The following is a 17,653-nucleotide window of genomic DNA, read 5'->3' on the forward strand; positions in this document are numbered from 1 at the left end:
ACAGAATGTATTTCCCTCTCAAGCGCTACCCTTGATACTCCCCCCTCGCAGGCCTACTCTAGTCCTCGCCCAATCGTTTCACCCCCTCCCCGCCGAACCCGCTTCGCCGCTACTCCCATAACAAGGAGGTTCCCTGATGTTCGATTTCCACCCCCAGCTCAAGCAGCGCTTCGCTGCCTTGCGCACGGGCGCCGAGTTCTTTTCCTTGCGGTATGTCCGCGAGTCCGGCCAGTACCTGTCGGTGCGCAAGAACGTCGCCGAACCTCCGAGCCTGAGCCGCGACGAAGGCGCGATGCTCACCGTTCGCGTCAACGGCGTCGAAGCCTACGCCGCGACCAATGACCTGTCGCAACAAGGCCTGCAAGCCGCCCTCGAGCGCGCCGAACAGCAGGCCCGGCGGATCAAGCCCCACGCCTTGCTAGACCTGAGCCAGCAGCCGGTGTCCAGCGACCGCGCCGACTACTTTTCGCCCAATCTGGAACAACCCTTCCCGTCCCTGAGCGAATGCTTCGAGCTGCTCGGCGCGGAATCCGCCTCGGTGCCAAAGGATGAGCGCCTGGTGAATTGGCAAGTGAGTATCGGCATCACCCACGTCGAACAGATCTACCTGAGCAGCGCCGGCGCCGAATTGCGTCAAGCCCAACGCTTCGTCTACCCGGGCCTGGACGTCACCGCCTACGACGGCAACGACAGCCAGACCCGCAGCCTCGGCCGCGAGAACTTCGGCCAGCAGGGCGGCGCCGACGTGATCAACCGCTGCGGCCTGATTGGCGCCGGTCCGCAAGTCGCCGATCAGGCGCTGCAATTGCTGCTCGCGCCGAACACCCCGCAAGGCCCGCGTGATTTGCTGCTGATGCCCGACCAGATGATGCTGCAGATCCACGAATCTATCGGTCACCCGCTGGAGCTCGACCGGATCCTCGGTGACGAGCGCAATTACGCCGGCACCAGTTTCGTCAAAGCTTCGGATTTCGGCAGCCTGCAATACGGCTCGAAACTGCTCAACGTGACGTTCGATCCGGGCATCCCGGAAGAACTCGCCAGCTACGGCCATGACGACGACGGCACAGCTGCCAGCAAGCAATTTTTGATTCGCGAAGGCCTGCTGGTCCGTCCGTTGGGCGGCGCACTGTCGCAGTTCCGCGCGGGTCTGGACGGCGTCGCCAACAGCCGCGCCTGCGGCTGGAACCGCCCACCGATCGATCGCATGGCCAACCTCAACATCGAGCCGGGCGACCAGCCGCTGGAGCAACTGATCGGCGGCATCGAAAACGGCATCCTGATGAGCACCAACCGCTCATGGTCGATCGACGATGCACGCAACAAATTCCAGTTCGGCTGCGAATGGGGCCAGTTGATCGAAAACGGCGAACTCAAGGGCGTGGTGAAAAACCCGAACTACCGGGGCATTTCCGCGCACTTCTGGAAGAGCCTGCGCGCCGTCGGCAACGCCGGCACCACCCAGGTGCTGGGCACGCCAAACTGCGGCAAGGGCGAACCGAACCAGGTGATCCGCGTCGGCCATGCGTCGCCGGCCTGCGTGTTCAGCAATGTTGATGTGTTTGGGGGAGACGCCTGATGAGTATTTCCAAGAACCCGTCCGAGGCGTTCAAGGTGCTGGTCAACTGGCTGCGTGATGCCGTGCGCGAGCCGGAACAGTTCACCCTGAGTTACGACGCCGAATCGTCGGCCTTCGTCCGTTTCAACCACGCCAAGGTGCGTCAGGCCGGGCAAGTGCAGCAAGCCGGTATCGGCCTGAAACTGATCGACGACGGTCGCCATGCCGACCTGCACATCACCCTGTCCGGTGAGCAGGCCACCGACTTGCAACGCCTCGCCGAAGGCTTGCAGCAACTGCGCGAAACCCTGCCGCTGCTGCCGCAGGATCCGTACCTGCTGCTCAACCACAACGGCTGGCAGAGCAAGAACGTGCAGGAACATCCGCTGCCGGACACCGAGCAAGTGGTGGCTGAAATCGCCCAGGCGGCCGAAGGTCTGGATCTGGTCGGTTTCTACGCTGCCGGCCCGATCAGTCGTGGTTTTGCCAGCTCTTCCGGCGCATTCGGCTGGCATCAGGCCAACAGTTTCAACTTCGACTTCAGCCTGTTCCACGAGAACGGCGAAGCGGTGAAGGCCAGCTACGCCGGGCATGACTGGAACAGCGAAGACTTCGCCAAACGCATCCAGCAGGCCCGCGAACAACTCGAGTTTCTCGGTCGCCCACTGCGCACCCTGCCACCCGGCCAATACCGCGCCTATCTGGCACCCGCAGCCCTGGAAGAAATCATGGGCATGCTGTGCTGGGGCGGTTTCTCGGCGCAGTCGATTGCCAGCAAAAGCAGCCCGTTGCAGAAGTTGTATGCCGGCGATCAGGCGTTCAGCCCGCTGGTGTCCCTCGACGAAAAAGTCAGCGACTCGCTGAGTCCGGCGTTCTCCGGCGAAGGTTACCCGCGTAGCGATCTGCGGTTGATCATCGAAGGCAAAGCGGGTGATCAGTTGGTGGGTTCGCGCAGTGCTGCCGAATACGGTCTGACAGCCAACGGTGCCGGCGGTGGCGAATCGCCGAGCGCGCTGAACATGGGCGCAGGCGATCTGCCGCAGGCCGAGATCCTCAAACAGTTGGGCACCGGGTTGTACATCAGCAATCTGTGGTACCTGAACTTCTCCGATCAACCGGCGGCGCGACTGACCGGCATGACCCGGTTTGCCACGTTCTGGGTAGAGAACGGCGAGATTCAGGCGCCGGTCAGCACCATGCGTTTCGACGACAGCGCCTACAGCCTGCTGGGTTCGCAGCTGGAAGCGTTGACCGCCGAGCGCGAGTTGCTGCTGTCGGCGAGCACCTACAGCCAGCGCAATACCTCCTCGGCGCTGTTGCCGGGGGCGCTGGTGAGCCGATTGACCCTGACCCTCTGATACAAATCGTTCCCGCGCCTTGCGCGGGAACGATCATCCACTGCCCCACACCACAAGAGGTTCCATGCCCAACCGCCCGCCTCTCGACGCCATCACCGCCCGCTGGTTGCCGTGGGTCGTCGCCATCGCTTTCTTCATGCAGTCCCTCGACGGGACCATCCTCAACACCGCCCTGCCGGCCATGGCCAGGGATCTGGCCGAAGACCCGCTGCGCATGCAGGGCGTGATCATCGCCTACATGCTCACCGTGGCCCTGCTGATTCCGGCCTCGGGCTGGATCGCCGACCGCTTCGGCACCAAGAAAATCTTCTTCGGCGCGATCCTGCTGTTCAGCCTCGGCTCGCTGCTGTGCGCCTTGTCGAGCAGCCTGAGCATGCTGATCGGCGCGCGCGTGATCCAGGGCCTCGGCGGTGCGCTGATGCTGCCGGTCGGGCGCCTGGTGGTGCTGCGCGCCTACCCGCGTTCGGAACTGGTGCGGATCATGGGTTTCATCACCATTCCCGGCCTGCTCGGCCCGCTGATCGGCCCGACCATGGGCGGCTGGATGGTCGAATACCTGACGTGGCACTGGATCTTCCTGATCAACCTGCCGGTCGGCGTCATCGGTTGCTACGCGGTGTGGAAGTTCATCCCCGACCTGCGCGGCACCGAGCGCACGCGCTTTGATAGCCTGGGTTTCCTGCTGTTCGGCGCGGCGATGGTGCTGATCACCATCGCCATGGAAGGCCTCGGCGAACTGCACCTGCCGCACCTGCGGGTGATGCTGTTGCTGTTCGGCGGCATGGCGTGTCTGGCGGCGTACTGGTTGCGCGCCGGGCACATTGAAAACCCGCTGTTCGCGCCGTCGCTGTTCAAGACCCGCACCTTCGCGGTCGGCATTCTCGGCAACCTGTTCGCCCGTCTGGGCAGCGGCGCCCTGCCGTTTCTGGTGCCGTTGCTGCTGCAAGTGGCGCTGGGTTATTCGCCGTCCCAGGCCGGGATGAGCATGTTGCCTTTGGCCGCTGCGGCGATGGTCGCCAAGTGGGGCGCGCGGCCACTGATCGAGCGCTTGGGCTATCGCATCGTGCTGACCGGCAACACCCTGCTTCTGGGGATCATGCTGGCGAGCATGGGCCTGGTCAGCGAGCAGACGCCATACTGGCTGCTGCTGTGCCTGCTGGCGATTCTCGGGGCGATCAACTCGCTGCAATTCACCGCAATGAACACCGTGACCCTGATCGACCTCGACGACGCCAGCGCCAGCAGCGGCAACAGCCTGCTGTCGGTGGTGGCGCAGTTGTCGCTGAGTCTCGGCGTGGCGTGCGCCGGGGCGCTGCTCGGCGGCTTTACGGCAGAGATCGGCAATGACGGCGTTGAAACCGTGTTGGGCGCGTTTCAGCTCACGTTCGTGACCGTTGGGATCATGGCGATGCTGGCCGCGACGATTTTCTCCCAGCTCTCCAAGAATGACGGACGGCGCGTCAGACGTCCGGAAGAGCACATCGAGTCTTAGGGCTATTGGCCACCGGGCTGGTACACTGCGCGACATTTTGTTTTGCAGGCCAGTCCCGTGACCACCATCGCCACCGCTTTTAATACTTTGCCGCTGTCCGCCGCCATGCTGGCTAACCTCGACTCCCTCGGTTATGCCCAGATGACGCCGATCCAGGCGCAGAGCTTGCCGGTGATCCTCAAGGGGATGGACCTGATCGCCCAGGCCAAGACCGGCAGCGGCAAGACCGCCGCGTTCGGCATCGGCCTGCTGAACCCGATCAATCCGCGCTACTTCGGTTGCCAGGCGCTGGTGATTTGCCCGACCCGTGAGCTGGCTGACCAGGTCGCCAAGGAAATCCGTCGTCTGGCCCGTGCCGAAGACAACATCAAGGTCCTGACCCTGTGCGGCGGCGTGTCGTTCGGCCCGCAGATCGGCTCGCTGGAGCACGGCGCGCACATCATCGTCGGCACTCCGGGCCGCATCCAGCAACACCTGCGCAAGGGTTCGCTGGTCCTCGACGGCCTGAACACGCTGATCCTCGACGAAGCCGACCGCATGCTCGACATGGGTTTCTACGACGCCATCGAAGACATCATCGAGCAAACCCCGGCCCGCCGTCAGACCCTGCTGTTCTCGGCCACCTACCCGGTGGGCATCAAGCAACTGGCGTCGAAGTTCATGCGTGACCCGCAAACGGTCAAGGCCGAAGCGTTCCACGACGACACCCAGATCGAACAGCGCTTCTACGAGATTTCCCCGGAAGAGCGCATGAGCGCGGTGACCAAGGTCCTGCACCACTTCCGTCCGGCCTCCACCGTAGCGTTCTGCTTCACCAAGCAGCAAGTGCAGGAAACCGTCGATCACCTGACGTCCAAAGGCATTTCCGCCGTCGGCCTGCACGGCGATCTGGAACAGCGTGACCGCGATCAGGTGCTGGCGATGTTCGCCAACCGCAGTACTTCGGTGCTGGTTGCCACTGACGTTGCCGCCCGTGGTCTGGACATCGATGCACTGGACATGGTGATCAACGTCGAACTGGCCCGCGATTCGGAAATCCACATTCACCGCGTCGGCCGTACCGGTCGTGCCGGCGAGAAAGGTATTGCGGTCAGCCTCGTTGCGCCGTCGGAAGCGCACCGCGCGCAAGCCATCGAACAACTGCAGAAAACCCCGCTGAACTGGGATCAGGTGGACAACCTCAAATCCCAGGGCGGTGCCCCGCTGCAACCGCCGATGAGCACGCTGTGCATCGCTGGCGGGCGCAAGGACAAGGTGCGTCCGGGCGACATTCTTGGTGCACTGACCGGTGAGGCCGGCATTCCGGGCGCTCAGGTCGGCAAGATCGCGATCTTCGACTTCCAGTCCTATGTGGCTGTTGAACGCACCGTGGTCATGCAGGCGCTGCAGCGTTTGAACAACGGCAAGATCAAGGGCCGTTCGCTGCGCGTTCGCGTTTTGTAAACGATCTACCATCCAAAGTAGATCCCTGTGGGAGCGGCGGTGCGACGGTTCGACTTGCCCGCGATGACGGACTGACAGACGACTTCCATGTTGAATGTTCTGGCCTCTTCGCGGGCAAGTCGAACCGTCGCACCGCCGCTCCCACATTGGTCTTCGGTGAATTTTGAATACTTTGTGAGGACACCGTTTTGCGCTCTACCGAAGTCGTGATCATTGGCGCTGGCGCCGCAGGGTTGATGTGTGCACTGACCGCCGCCGGGCGCGGGCGTCAGGTCATGCTGCTCGACCACGCGAACAAGGCCGGCAAGAAAATCCTGATGTCCGGCGGTGGGCGCTGCAACTTCACCAACATGTACACCGAACCGGGCAATTTTCTCTCGCAGAATGCGCACTTCTGCAAATCCGCGCTGGCCCGCTACACCCAGTGGGACTTCATCGGCATGGTCGCCAAGCACGGCGTGCCGTACCACGAGAAGAAACTCGGCCAGTTGTTCTGCGATAACAAATCCAGCGACATCCTCGGCATGCTGCTGGACGAGTGCGATCAGGTCGGCGTCAACCTGCACCTCGACACCTCGATCCAGACCATCGAGAAGGTCGAAGGCGGTTACCTGCTCGACACCACCCTCGGCCAGATCCAGTGCCAGTCGCTGGTGATCGCCACCGGCGGCCTGTCGATCCCGACCCTCGGCGCGACCGGTTTCGGCTATCAGGTCGCCAAACAGTTCGGCCACGAACTGCTGCCGACCCGCGCCGGGCTGGTGCCGTTCACCATCACCGATCAACTCAAGGAGTTGTGCACCGAACTGTCCGGCACCTCGGTGGATTGTCTGGTCAGCTGCAATGATCAGAGCTTTCGCGAGAACATCCTGTTCACTCACCGTGGCCTGAGCGGTCCGGCGATTCTGCAGATTTCTTCCTTCTGGGAGCCGGGTGACACGGTGGAGATCAACCTGCTGCCCGATCACGACGCCGCGAGCTGGCTGCAACAGCAGACCACCGAGCGTCCGAACAGCGAGCTGAAAACCCTGCTCGGCGAAATCTTCACCAAGAAGATGGCCAACCTGCTGGCCGACAACTGGTTCGTCTCCAAACCGATGAAGCAGTACACCCACGCCGAACTGGCGGACATCGCCGAGAAGCTGGGCAGCTGGAAAGTCGTCCCGGCCGGCACCGAAGGTTACCGCACCGCCGAGGTAACGCTGGGTGGCGTCGACACCCGCGAAGTCTCCTCCAAGACCATGGAATCACTGAAAAGCCCGGGTCTGTACTTTGTCGGTGAAGTGCTGGATGTCACCGGGCATCTGGGTGGTTTCAACTTCCAGTGGGCGTGGGCATCGGGTTACGCGGCAGCGCAATACGTCTGACTTGAAGGCCGTGCGGAACACTTTTTGCTGTCAGATGTGATCGGCGCCATTGCGTCGGCGTCATTACTGGCTCAATTTAGCGGCATCGCCTCGGAAGGCCTTCGCACTTCATGTCCTCGACCTCGTTTCGTCAGTCTTTGCGGCGCCTGTGGGCGCTGGATAAATTCAGCTACAGCGTGCGGGTGTTCATCGCCCTGACCGGCAGCATGGCGCTGTGCTGGTATCAGGATGAAATGGGGCTGCTGATCCCGTTGTTCCTCGGGATCATCGCCAGCGCCCTGGCCGAGACCGACGACAGTTGGCAGGGCCGCCTCAATGCACTGGCGGTGACGCTGGTGTGTTTCAGCGTCGCAGCGCTGTCCGTGGAATTGCTGTTCCCCTACCCCATCGTGTTTGTCATTGCCCTGGCGCTGGCCAGTTTCGGCCTGACCATGCTCGGCGCGCTCGGCGAGCGTTACGGCGCGATTGCTTCGGCGACGCTGATTCTCTCGGTCTACACCATGATCGGCGTGGACCAGCGCGGTGGCGCGGTCACGGATTTCTGGCACGAGCCGATGCTGCTGGTGGCCGGCGCCGCGTGGTACGGCTTGCTGTCGGTGCTGTGGCAGGCGATGTTTTCCAATCAGCCGGTGCAGCAGAGTCTGGCGCGGCTGTTTCGCGAACTGGGCTTTTACCTGAAGCTGAAATCCTCGCTGTTCGAGCCGATCCGTCAGATGGATGTCGAAGCGCGGCGACTGGAACTGGCCCAGCAAAACGGCCGGGTCGTCGCAGCCCTGAACAGCGCCAAGGAAATCATCCTGCACCGGGTCGGCAACGGTCGCCCGGGCTCGAAAGTCAGCCGTTACCTGAAGCTGTACTTCCTGGCGCAGGACATTCACGAACGTGCCAGCTCTTCGCACTATCCCTACAACGCCTTGGCCGATGCGTTTTTCCACAGCGATGTCTTGTTCCGCTGCCAGCGCCTGCTGCGCCAGCAAGGCAAGGCCTGCCGGGCGCTGGCCGAATCGATCCAGATGCGCCAGCCGTTCATCTACGACGCAACTTTTGCCGAAGCCCTGAGCGACCTGCATGCGTCCCTCGAACACCTGCGCATCCAGAGCAACCCGGCCTGGCGCGGACTGCTGCGTTCGTTGCGTGCACTGGCGGCCAACCTCGGCACCCTCGACCGTTTGCTCAGTGACGCCAGCAACCCTGACGCCTTGGCGGACGCCACCGACAGCAGCCTGCTCGACCGCTCGCCGCGCAACTTCAAAGACGTCTGGATTCGTCTGCGCACGCAGCTGACGCCGACCTCGCTGCTGTTCCGCCACGCCCTGCGTTTGCCGCTGGCGCTGAGCATCGGCTACGGCATGGTGCACCTGATTCACCCGTCGCAGGGTTACTGGATCATCCTCACCACGCTGTTCGTCTGCCAGCCGAACTACGGCGCCACCCGGCGCAAACTCGGTCAGCGGATTTTCGGCACGGCGATCGGCCTGACGATTGCCTGGGCGCTGTTCGATCTGTTCCCGAATCCGCTGGTGCAGTCGTGCTTCGCCATCGCCGCCGGCGTGGTGTTCTTTACCAACCGCACCACCCGCTACACCGTGGCCACCGCCGCGATCACGATCATGGTGCTGTTCTGCTTCAACCAGGTCGGTGACGGTTACGGGCTGTTTGTGCCGCGGTTGTTCGATACCTTGCTCGGCAGCCTGATTGCGGGGCTTGCGGTGTTCCTGTTCCTGCCGGACTGGCAGGGTCGGCGCCTGAACAAAGTGCTGGCCAACACCCTCACCTGCAACAGCATTTACCTGCGCCAGATCATGCAGCAATACGCCGCCGGCAAGAGCGACGACCTCGCCTATCGCCTGGCCCGGCGCAACGCGCACAACGCCGACGCGGCACTCTCCACGACGCTGGCGAACATGCTGATGGAGCCGGGGCATTTCCGGAAGGAAGCCGACGTCGGCTTCCGCTTCCTGGTGCTGTCGCACACCTTGCTCAGCTATCTGTCAGGGCTTGGCGCACACCGGGAAACCCAGCTGCCGGCCGAGGTGCGCGAACACCTGATCGACGGCGCCGGGGTGAGTCTGGCGGCGAGCATCGATGAAATCGCCCAAGGCCTGGCGAGCAAACAGCCGATTGCGATTCAGAGCGATGAGGAAGAAGCGCTGGCCAATGAGCTGGAGCAGATGCCGGACGAAATCGACGAAGGCCAGCGGCTGGTGCAGACGCAACTGGCGCTGATCTGCCGCCAGCTCGGGCCGTTGCGCACGCTGGCGGCGCATCTGATCAAAGACACAGCCGAGGATTGAGGTGGCCGGACAGGCCCTTTCGCGGGCTTGCCCGCGAAAGGGCCAGTTCGTGCACTAAAAATCTTTCAGGCTACATCCCGTGCTGCCTGAGCAACTTGTCATAGCTGCCATCGGCCTTCATCGACGCAATCGCCTTGTCGAACCCGGCCACGATCTGTTCGTGCTGCGGGTTCTTCAGGCTGACCAGAATATGCAGGCTGTTCTCGCTCAGCGGCTTTGGCAGAAACTCCACCGCGTTGCGCACTTTCGGTGATTCCCGGGCCAGGTAGTAACGGGCGACGTATTCGTCTTCCAGGGTCAGCTTGACCCGGTCCGCCGCCAGCATGCGCACGGCCATGGCGAAGTTATGCACAGGGACTTTCTGCAATGCGGTGTCGGCATCGAACGGCGCCGAATAGGCGTAGCCGCGCACGACCGCAATCGGGTAGGTGTGTAGTTCCTGCAGGTTGTTGTATTCGATGGGCGCATCTTTGCGCTTGAGAAAACGCACGCGATTGAGCAGGTACTCGGCAGAAAACTGCCCCAGCTTCGTGCGCTCGTCGTTGTACCAGGCGTTGACCAGCACGTCGTAACGTCCTTCGCCAACCCCCATCAACGCCCGCGCCCACGGCACCTGCTCATAACCGCTGGCATAACCGGCACGGGCCAGGGCCGTGCTGACGATGTCGGTCGCCAGCCCACCGTTGACCAGCGTGTCATCGGTAAAGGGCGGCCAGACGTCGAACACCAGACGCAATTTCTCCGCTGCAGCGCTCTGACCCAGCAACAGCAATCCGATCAAAGCAAAGGCTCGATGCAATCGCGGCATGCTTGAAAATCCTTAGCGGGCGGGCCGCCCGGCGTGTTTTCAGTCAAAACCCCAAGGCCCCTTACCGGCGAATCCCAGGCCCTAACATTAGCTCATTGAAGCCATTGCACAGCGCTTCCCAGCAGATTACACAAAGTACGGCGGACCGCGATATTGGAATGATGGCATTTTGGCCTTTGTCACAGATTTCTCAGCCATACAGACATATTTCGGCGCTGCGCTTAGTATCGGGCGACGTAGTTCAAGGAATCGGAAGATGACAATCGAGTGGGTCTGCAAACATCACAGCGATCTGGGACTGGAGCAGCTGTACGCCATTTTGAAATTGCGCTCGGAAGTGTTCGTGGTCGAACAGCGCTGCGCGTATCTGGATCCGGACGGTCAGGATCTCGACGGTGACACCTGTCATTTGATGGGCTGGGACGGTGATCAGCTGGTGGCGTACCTGCGCCTGCTGGATCCGGAATCCCAGGGGGGCGACGTGGTGATCGGCCGCGTGCTGACGGCGCCAGCCGGGCGTGGCAAAGGGCTGGGGCATGAAATGATGGAGCAAGCGCTGAAACAGGCCGAGAAGCGTTGGCCTGAAGTGCCGATCTATCTGTCGGCCCAGGCGCATTTGCAGGGGTATTACGGGCGGTACGGGTTTGTGGTGGCGGGTGAGGAATATCTTGAGGATGACATTCCGCATATTGGTATGCGGCGGTCCTGAGATTTCCCCTTCGCGGGCTTGCCCGCGAAGGGACTGCAGAGGTCAGGGATACTCGAGAACAGCCTTGATCTGCCGCAAATTCCGCTCGATCCACCCCCGATCAATCGCCCCCCACTCGCGAATCCGATAGCGCCCCGCATGATTGCGCGCGCCCTCTTCCTGTTCGAACTCGCAGACGATATCCAGATCCGCCAGCGCGGCAATAGTGTCCTGCGCCGTGCGCCGGGGCATGCCGGTGACCTCGGTCAGCGCCGGCACGCTGCTGGCCAGGCCACTGTCGATCAGGTACGCCACGTACAAGCGCCGGTAGAAACTGCTCTTGGTCTTGCTTACGTCCATGCATGCGCTCCGTTGTTTGATGTCTTATTGCATGTCCCGCCACGTCAGGTACACCCGCAGGTCGAACTCGACCTGGTGGTAGCCCGGCAGCATGTGCTCACATAATTTATAGAACGCCTTGTTGTGATCCGACTCCTTGAAGTGCGCCAGTTCATGCACGACGATCATCTTCAAGAACTCAGGCGCGGCCTCCTTGAACAGCGAGGCGATACGGATCTCTTTCTTGGCCTTGAGCTTGCCGCCCTGCACCCGCGAGACCGTGGTGTGCAAGCCGAGGGCGCGGTGGGTCAGGTCGAGGCGGTTGTCGAACAAGACCTTGTCGATGGCCGGGGCGTTGCGCAGGTATTCCTGTTTCAGGTCCAGCGCGTAGCCGTACAACGCCTTGTCGCTCTGCACATCATGGCGGCCCGGATAGCGTTGGCTCAGGTAATCACCGAGGCGGTTGTCGGCGATCAATTGGCGCACCTGATCCTGCAGATTCGCGGGATAGGCCTGGAGGTATTTCAACGCAGTCATGGGGCGGCACAGGTCATGAAAAGGCCGCCAGTGTAGCGAATTCAACCGGCCAACGCGCTCCAGTCGAATGGCTCGGTAAAGCGTGCGGTGTCCTCGGCGACCAACGGCCGCGCCACCAGGAAGCCTTGCACGTACTCGCAACCATGGGCTTGCAGCCACTGGTATTGCTCGACGGTTTCCACACCTTCGGCAATCACCAGCAAGCCGTATTCCTTGCACAGGTCGATGACTGTGCGCACCAGCGAAGCGTCGCGGGACGAGTCCGGCAATCGGGCGATCAGGTGCCGATCGAGCTTGAGGGTGTCCAGTTCCAGATCACGCAGATGCGACAGCGAGCAAGAGCCGGAACCGAAATCGTCCAGCGCCACCCGTACCCCGAGATTGCGCAGCAGCTTGAGCTGTTTGCGGGTCTCGTCCGGGTTGATCGTCAGCGCCTCTTCGGTGACTTCCACTTCCATCTGGTGCGGCTGCAAACCATGGCGCTCCAGCACCTGGCGCAATTCGGTGACCAGATTCGGCAGGCCGAACTGGGTGTTGCTCAGGCTCACGCCGATCACCAGATCCCTGGAGAACTCAGCCTCCCAGGCCTTCCGCTGCCCGGCGCTGCGATGATAAATCCAGCTGCCGAGCCGGCTGATCAGCGTCGCCTCTTCCAGCAACGGCAGGAACAACCCCGGCGGCACGTCGCCGACGCTCGGATGCTGCCAGCGCAGCAAGGCCTCGAAACCGCGAATCCGGCCGTCGCCAATCGCCACCTGCGGCTGGTAGACCAGATTGAAATCACGGTTCTCGATGGCGTTGCGCACGCTCTCTTCCAGCATCAGCCGTGAGCGCGCGCGGCCGTTCATTTCGTGATCGTAGAAACGATATTGCTGACGCCCGGCACGCTTGGCCTCGTACATGGCAATGTCCGAGGCGCGCATCAGACCGTCGAGGTTGTTGCCGCAATCCGGGTAAGTGGCGATGCCGATACTCGCACCCAGAGCGATATCGAGGCCTTCGATCTGCTGACAGATCGACACCCGCTCGATGAGCTTCTCGGCGATCTTCGCCGCTTGTTCGGGGAATTCCAGATCCAGCAGCGCGGTGAATTCATCGCCGCCCATCCGCGCCAGAATGTCGAACGGCCGCAGGCACGCTTTCAATTGTTCGGAGACCCAGCGCAACACCCGGTCCCCGGCATCATGGCCGAGGGAATCATTGACCCTCTTGAAGCCGTCGAGATCGAGGTACATCAGCACCCAGCTGCTGTCCGTGCGCTCGCCGCGCAGCAACAGGTTTTCCACAGTCTGGTAAAAACCCCGACGATTGAGCAGCCCGGTCAGCGGGTCGGTGACCGCCTGAAATTCCAGCTGCTGATGCAGATGGCGCACCACCGACATGTCCAGCACCGTCACCACCATCGCGTGCTGTTCACTCGGCAGCGGCGCGCAGGACAAGGCCACCGGCACTTGCTGCCCCGGCGCGGTACGCAACAACGCATCGTGTAAACGCAAGGTCTCGCCACGTTTGTAACCGGCATAAAACTCGGAATCGGCCCACAGCGGAATGTGCGGTTTCTGCAGGAAATCGAGAAACTCCTGCCCTTCCAGCTCCTTCACCGGCGCATTGAGCAACCGGGAAATCGCCGGGTTGGCGAAGCGGATCAAACCATCTTCGGCCAGCACCAGAATGCCTTCGGCGGCGTTATCCAGCACCGAGGCATTGAAGGCTCGCGCCGATTCCAGATCCTGACTCAAGCGCTGCAAGGCCCGGCGATTGCGCTGGTGCTCCAGCAACGCCTGGACTTTGGGCTTGAGAATCTGCGGATCGAAGGGTTTGAACAGGTAATCCACCGCACCGCTGGCATAGCCCTTGATCACGGCGTCCTGGGACTGCTCGTTGGCGGTGAGAAAGATGATCGGGGTCAGGCGCGTGCGCTGGCTGCCGCGCATCAGACGCGCGACTTCAAAACCGTCCATGCCCGGCATCTGCACATCCAGCAGTACCAGATCGACGTCATGTTCGAGCAGCAGGCTGAGGGCTTCGAAACCGGAAGCCGCGGTAATCACCTGCCAGTCCTGGCGCTGCAGCAAGGCGCGCATGCTGATCAGATTTTCAGGGTAATCATCAACGATCAAAAGGACTGAGCTGCCTTCACCTGGCTGGGGTTGCGCGCATTCCATGCTGCTTCTCTTGTCGGGACATCTTGTGTCGGGGCATCTCGGATCAGCGTTCCGGGCGGTTTCTCGTGAAAACCGTACAGTCACTGAGCCTTCACTCTAGTCCGGGATCTGTAAAAGCAATAGCTGTCATCCAGCCATCATTTAGCCAAACCGATAGGCAGCCGACTAACGGTCACCGCTGAAGCCCCCGAAAACCGGGAAACATGGCATTTCGACAGGATGTTGACGCCAATCATCCGCCGGACGGCCGTTAACAAAAAATCCCTCTACGCTTATAAAGGGCGCCCCCAAGAAGCGCGGGCTAGAGCTTCTGGCACGCGCGTGCAAGAGAAATAGAGTGGAAGAACCGACATGATCGACCTCGCAACCTGGAACCTCAGCGTTCCCGTTGGCAGCCCGCCCTACACCGTCGAAACCTCCAAACTGGTGAACGGCTTCAAGGATCAGTACTTCCATTCCGACACCGGCACCCTGTTCTTCTGGTCCCCGGTGACCGGCTCGAAAACCGAAAACGCGATCTACCCGCGCACCGAACTGCGCGAAACCTACAGCAACGGCACTCTGCGCAACTGGTACTACCCCGACGCCGACAACCTGTTGCGCGCAACCCTCTCGGTCAACAAGGTGCCCAGCTCCGGCAAGATCGTCATCGGCCAGATCCACGCCTATGAAAGCCAGAAGCCGATGCTCAAGCTTGAGTACCAATACAAAGACAAAACCGAGACCGGCAACCTGGTGATCAAACTGCGCACCCATCCGGATCAGGACGAAAGCCGCGTCATTACCCTCGCCACCGGGATCAAACTCAATCGCGAATTCAACTACCTCATTCACCTGAGCCCCGGCGGCGCACTGGGTGTGAGTGCGGCCGGGTATCAGTGGGATTCGCAGATCAGCGCGACGTGGCGCAACAAACCGCTGTATTTCAAGGCGGGCGTGTATGTGCAGGACAACACCGGGTACACCAGCGAGGGTGGGCAGGTGACGTTCAGCAAGCTGGATATCGATCACGATAAGTAGCCGCTATGCGCTCGTTTAAGGCTGCTGTTTAAAGGCAGTGCGCGTAACGTCCCGAAGCCTACAACAGCTTGCGTCGCTGCCTACCACTACGCCAGAATCCGCCGGCTTGTGCGCCTGGAGGGCCGTCGGTAACTTGATTCGGGTCACTGATTCGCAGTGATCGGGTTTAGTAGCCCGAGGGTTCGCGAGGCGTATTTGCACTCCAGAAAGTGAGATATCTCGGTATCTGCGCTTGATGGTAGCTGTACGCAGGGCGCTTTCGGGCGCGCCGGTTCGCGTCTCCCCGGTCTACTAACCTGCGTTCAGCTGCCACCCCATCGTTTAGTAGCGATCCGGTGTCGGCTCCATTTCCCGGAGACGAAACATGATTCAATCGACACCTCATCCGCCGGTCACAGACCCGGCCTCCCCCTACGATTCCCTCGACCCCAAAAAACTAAACGAAGCCGCCGAACGCGCCCTCGACCACTACTTATGCCCCGGCGCCCGCATCATGGCCACGGTCAACGAACCCGACCCCATGTACTTCGCCAACCCCGCCTACAACACCGAATCACTGCTCGCCAACGCCAGCGAAACCCTCGGCTCCGCCAGCGAAATGCTCAACAACTTCGCCGCCACCCTCGCCCCCGCCGACCGCAAGACTGCGATTGGCATTGCGCAGTTGGTGATGCTAGGGGAACTGGCGGTGAATCAGGCGTTGGATCATGTTGAGCCAAAAACTTAATAAGCAACTGGCTTAAGCAGCTCATCTACTACAGAACCCGCCATTGGCGGGTTCTCTTCACGCAGCACCGAAAACCTACCAACAAATAAATCCAAAATAAATCTGTCACCTTTTCAGTCAAATAAATAAATCTGTCACCTTTTCAAACCAACGTGGATACCATTTCTACCGGCAAGCGTTGTCGGGCTTTACAGAAGGCGCCCGTGCGAGCGCTATTGGGTTTCATGCCGCTACAGGATCGCTTGATGGAGAAATCGTTGACGGCATTCTGGCAGGAGCGATCGGCACTCATCGCTTGAGCCAGGAACATCGACAGAGTTTCCGTTGGCGGATACAAGCGCTCCCGATGCTCTGGCAGTGCTGACTCAACGCGCTGCAGCAACTCGGGAGCCGTGAGCAGGTTGAAAAAAGCATAGGCATCACAATTCGAAGCGTGGCGGCGAAAACGTTGCTGTTGATGCTGGAGAATTTGGCGTCTACGATCCATGTGGGCTGTGTCCTTGGTTTTCTGGTGTGTGTTCGCAACTATCACCGTAGACCAAGGCCAGCCCTTCTTCATTTTTTGCTTTCAGCTCAATCGGTTAGCTGTTAAGTAAGTGCCATTCAAATCAGTCCCCTTTTCCTATACCAAAACAAAAAAGGTGCAGTTCGATCTCGGAAAGCCAAAATATTTACGTATGCCTAGTAACTGCTGAAACATCGCACTCGTGGAACTGTCTAGCTCCAACACCTGGAACATCAATTGTTAACACCCAGTCAGAGGTGCGCGAATCAGTACATACCAAGCTAACCTTTGCTCCTCGAAATGACTCACCACTCACCGTGTACACCGTCAAATCAAAATACGATTTAAGATCAGCAAAAGCCCCGATTGGGTCTGATACGGAATCCATCTTATTTACACCGATTATAAGCTGCTTATCTTCCATACGACCCTCCAAAAATAATGATCATTGCCTCACAAGCATATAACTCAACAAAAAAAACGCACCTGTTAAAAATGACAGTTTTTTATAAAAAATAGACATGCACCAAATTCGAAATACATCTAACAACAAAGCTTACTCACATTCAAATATCAATAAACACCCACTACATATAAGCACTTACCCAATCCCCCAACCTTAACTTCAACCCCATCTATAAAAATAACTGCCTTCATGGTCACGTTTTATTATTTTATAATAACTATCCGTTATGGCACCGCCAGCCGTGCCGGAGCGCCCAACATCACGCAGCAACTCGCCGCCTCCCGGCACCGCTCCTTTCTGCTCAAAGAACTGCACCGTACCCGCGACCGAAGCCTGCGCGCGGCGCTGCACGAACAACTGGCCGACGCCTCACGCCTAATTGGCTTGTCAGTGCCTGAACTGGATACCATCGGCAGCGCCGAGCCGGACGTCAGCGTGCAACTGGCACCGTTCTGGGAAACCTTCGATTTTCTGGACAGCAAAGGCGAAACCTACAACCTCTCCAACAAACCCCACCTTTACTTGGCTTTACGCCTGGATGATGTGCAGCAACGCTTGAACAAACGCGGTGGTCCCAAAATATGCCCTGCCTCGCTACGCAAATTGCTGAAGCACAGCACCTCGCCGCGCTGCCTCGGTCATGGACGCAACATCTACAGTGCCATTCGGGACAGTGCCATTCGGGACAGTGCCATTCGGGACATGCCATTCGGGACGACTGCCATTCGGGACAGATTTATTTTCCGGCCCCACACCAGAAAAAGTATCGACATAAATTCCTAAAACCACACCTGATAGAAATTACAGGTTTTAGTATTTATTCAGAACAACCAAAATTCCAAACAACCATAAGAGGCAACGGGCACGGTCTTATTTAATCCCCTCA

Annotated in this window: 15 protein-coding genes and 1 pseudogene; 10 read left to right on the plus strand and 6 right to left on the minus strand. The window is 60.2% G+C overall.

Annotated features, from left to right (window positions below):
- The first annotated feature begins 136 nt into the window (after window positions 1–136).
- From KJY40_RS28195 to yccS, 6 genes are all read left to right on the plus strand, one after another.
- Window positions 137–1,579: a TldD/PmbA family protein gene (locus KJY40_RS28195; protein ID WP_230733947.1), complete on the plus strand. Its 1,443-nt coding sequence runs from the start codon at window positions 137–139 to the stop codon at window positions 1,577–1,579.
- A complete protein-coding gene (locus KJY40_RS28200) occupies window positions 1,579–2,916 on the plus strand; it encodes a TldD/PmbA family protein (protein ID WP_007959735.1) in 1,338 nt (445 codons plus the stop codon). Before KJY40_RS28195 ends, KJY40_RS28200 begins: the two co-directional genes overlap by 1 nt.
- A 64-nt stretch (window positions 2,917–2,980) precedes the next feature.
- Window positions 2,981–4,408 carry a multidrug transporter subunit MdtD gene (gene mdtD, locus KJY40_RS28205; protein WP_230733948.1) on the plus strand — a complete coding sequence of 476 codons (1,428 nt, stop codon included), beginning with the start codon at window positions 2,981–2,983 and terminating at the stop codon, window positions 4,406–4,408.
- A 57-nt stretch (window positions 4,409–4,465) separates the two neighbouring features.
- Window positions 4,466–5,851 (plus strand): ATP-dependent RNA helicase DbpA, encoded by a 1,386-nt coding sequence (gene dbpA, locus KJY40_RS28210; RefSeq protein WP_007959732.1) that lies wholly within the window; start codon window positions 4,466–4,468, stop codon window positions 5,849–5,851.
- Between the two features lie 188 nt (window positions 5,852–6,039).
- Window positions 6,040–7,218 carry a BaiN/RdsA family NAD(P)/FAD-dependent oxidoreductase gene (locus tag KJY40_RS28215; RefSeq protein ID WP_230733949.1) on the plus strand — a complete coding sequence of 393 codons (1,179 nt, stop codon included), beginning with the start codon at window positions 6,040–6,042 and terminating at the stop codon, window positions 7,216–7,218.
- Window positions 7,219–7,328: 110 nt separating this feature from the next.
- A complete protein-coding gene (gene yccS, locus KJY40_RS28220; protein WP_230733950.1) occupies window positions 7,329–9,512 on the plus strand; it encodes a YccS family putative transporter in 2,184 nt (727 codons plus the stop codon).
- 70 nt (window positions 9,513–9,582) lie between these two features.
- On the opposite strand, the gene KJY40_RS28225 is transcribed toward yccS, so the two are convergent.
- Window positions 9,583–10,320, minus strand: coding sequence for a substrate-binding periplasmic protein (locus tag KJY40_RS28225; RefSeq protein ID WP_064380188.1), 738 nt, complete (start codon window positions 10,318–10,320; stop codon window positions 9,583–9,585).
- Between the two features lie 256 nt (window positions 10,321–10,576).
- On the opposite strand from KJY40_RS28225, the gene KJY40_RS28230 reads away from it, so the two are divergent.
- Complete coding sequence (locus KJY40_RS28230) at window positions 10,577–11,029, plus strand: GNAT family N-acetyltransferase (protein WP_011336314.1); 453 nt, start codon at window positions 10,577–10,579, stop codon at window positions 11,027–11,029.
- A 42-nt stretch (window positions 11,030–11,071) separates the two neighbouring features.
- Here KJY40_RS28230 and KJY40_RS28235 read toward each other — a convergent pair whose 3' ends face one another.
- The 3 genes from KJY40_RS28235 to KJY40_RS28245 are packed head-to-tail and all read right to left on the minus strand — an operon-like array spanning window position 11,072 to window position 14,049.
- On the minus strand, window positions 11,072–11,368 hold the full coding sequence (locus tag KJY40_RS28235; RefSeq protein WP_007894945.1) for a winged helix-turn-helix domain-containing protein: 297 nt from the start codon (window positions 11,366–11,368) through the stop codon (window positions 11,072–11,074).
- 24 nt (window positions 11,369–11,392) lie between these two features.
- On the minus strand, window positions 11,393–11,884 hold the full coding sequence (locus tag KJY40_RS28240) for a M48 metallopeptidase family protein (RefSeq protein ID WP_064380182.1): 492 nt from the start codon (window positions 11,882–11,884) through the stop codon (window positions 11,393–11,395).
- Window positions 11,885–11,925: 41 nt separating this feature from the next.
- Window positions 11,926–14,049 (minus strand): putative bifunctional diguanylate cyclase/phosphodiesterase, encoded by a 2,124-nt coding sequence (locus KJY40_RS28245; RefSeq protein ID WP_230733951.1) that lies wholly within the window; start codon window positions 14,047–14,049, stop codon window positions 11,926–11,928.
- Between the two features lie 351 nt (window positions 14,050–14,400).
- Here KJY40_RS28245 and KJY40_RS28250 point away from each other — a divergent pair, with 351 nt between their 5' ends.
- Window positions 14,401–15,069, plus strand: a complete 669-nt coding sequence (locus KJY40_RS28250; protein WP_007959711.1) for a polysaccharide lyase family 7 protein — start codon at window positions 14,401–14,403, stop codon at window positions 15,067–15,069.
- 364 nt (window positions 15,070–15,433) lie between these two features.
- Entirely contained in the window at window positions 15,434–15,796 is a 363-nt protein-coding gene (locus KJY40_RS28255) for a DUF6124 family protein (RefSeq protein WP_230733954.1), read from the plus strand.
- 145 nt (window positions 15,797–15,941) lie between these two features.
- Here the strand turns inward: KJY40_RS28255 and KJY40_RS28260 are convergent.
- Window positions 15,942–16,283: pseudogene (locus tag KJY40_RS28260) on the minus strand (IS4 family transposase); the annotation flags it as partial.
- A gap of 184 nt (window positions 16,284–16,467) precedes the next feature.
- A complete protein-coding gene (locus KJY40_RS28265; protein ID WP_230733955.1) occupies window positions 16,468–16,725 on the minus strand; it encodes a hypothetical protein in 258 nt (85 codons plus the stop codon).
- Between the two features lie 231 nt (window positions 16,726–16,956).
- Between KJY40_RS28265 and KJY40_RS28270 the strand changes: the two genes are divergently transcribed.
- The gene (locus tag KJY40_RS28270; RefSeq protein WP_230733956.1) at window positions 16,957–17,550 is read left to right on the plus strand and encodes a hypothetical protein; all 594 of its coding nucleotides are present in this window, start codon (window positions 16,957–16,959) and stop codon (window positions 17,548–17,550) included.
- The last annotated feature ends 103 nt before the right edge of the window (window positions 17,551–17,653 follow it).

Origin of the sequence: Pseudomonas fitomaticsae (assembly GCF_021018765.1) — a bacterium.
In the GTDB taxonomy this organism is placed as follows: domain Bacteria; phylum Pseudomonadota; class Gammaproteobacteria; order Pseudomonadales; family Pseudomonadaceae; genus Aquipseudomonas; species Aquipseudomonas fitomaticsae.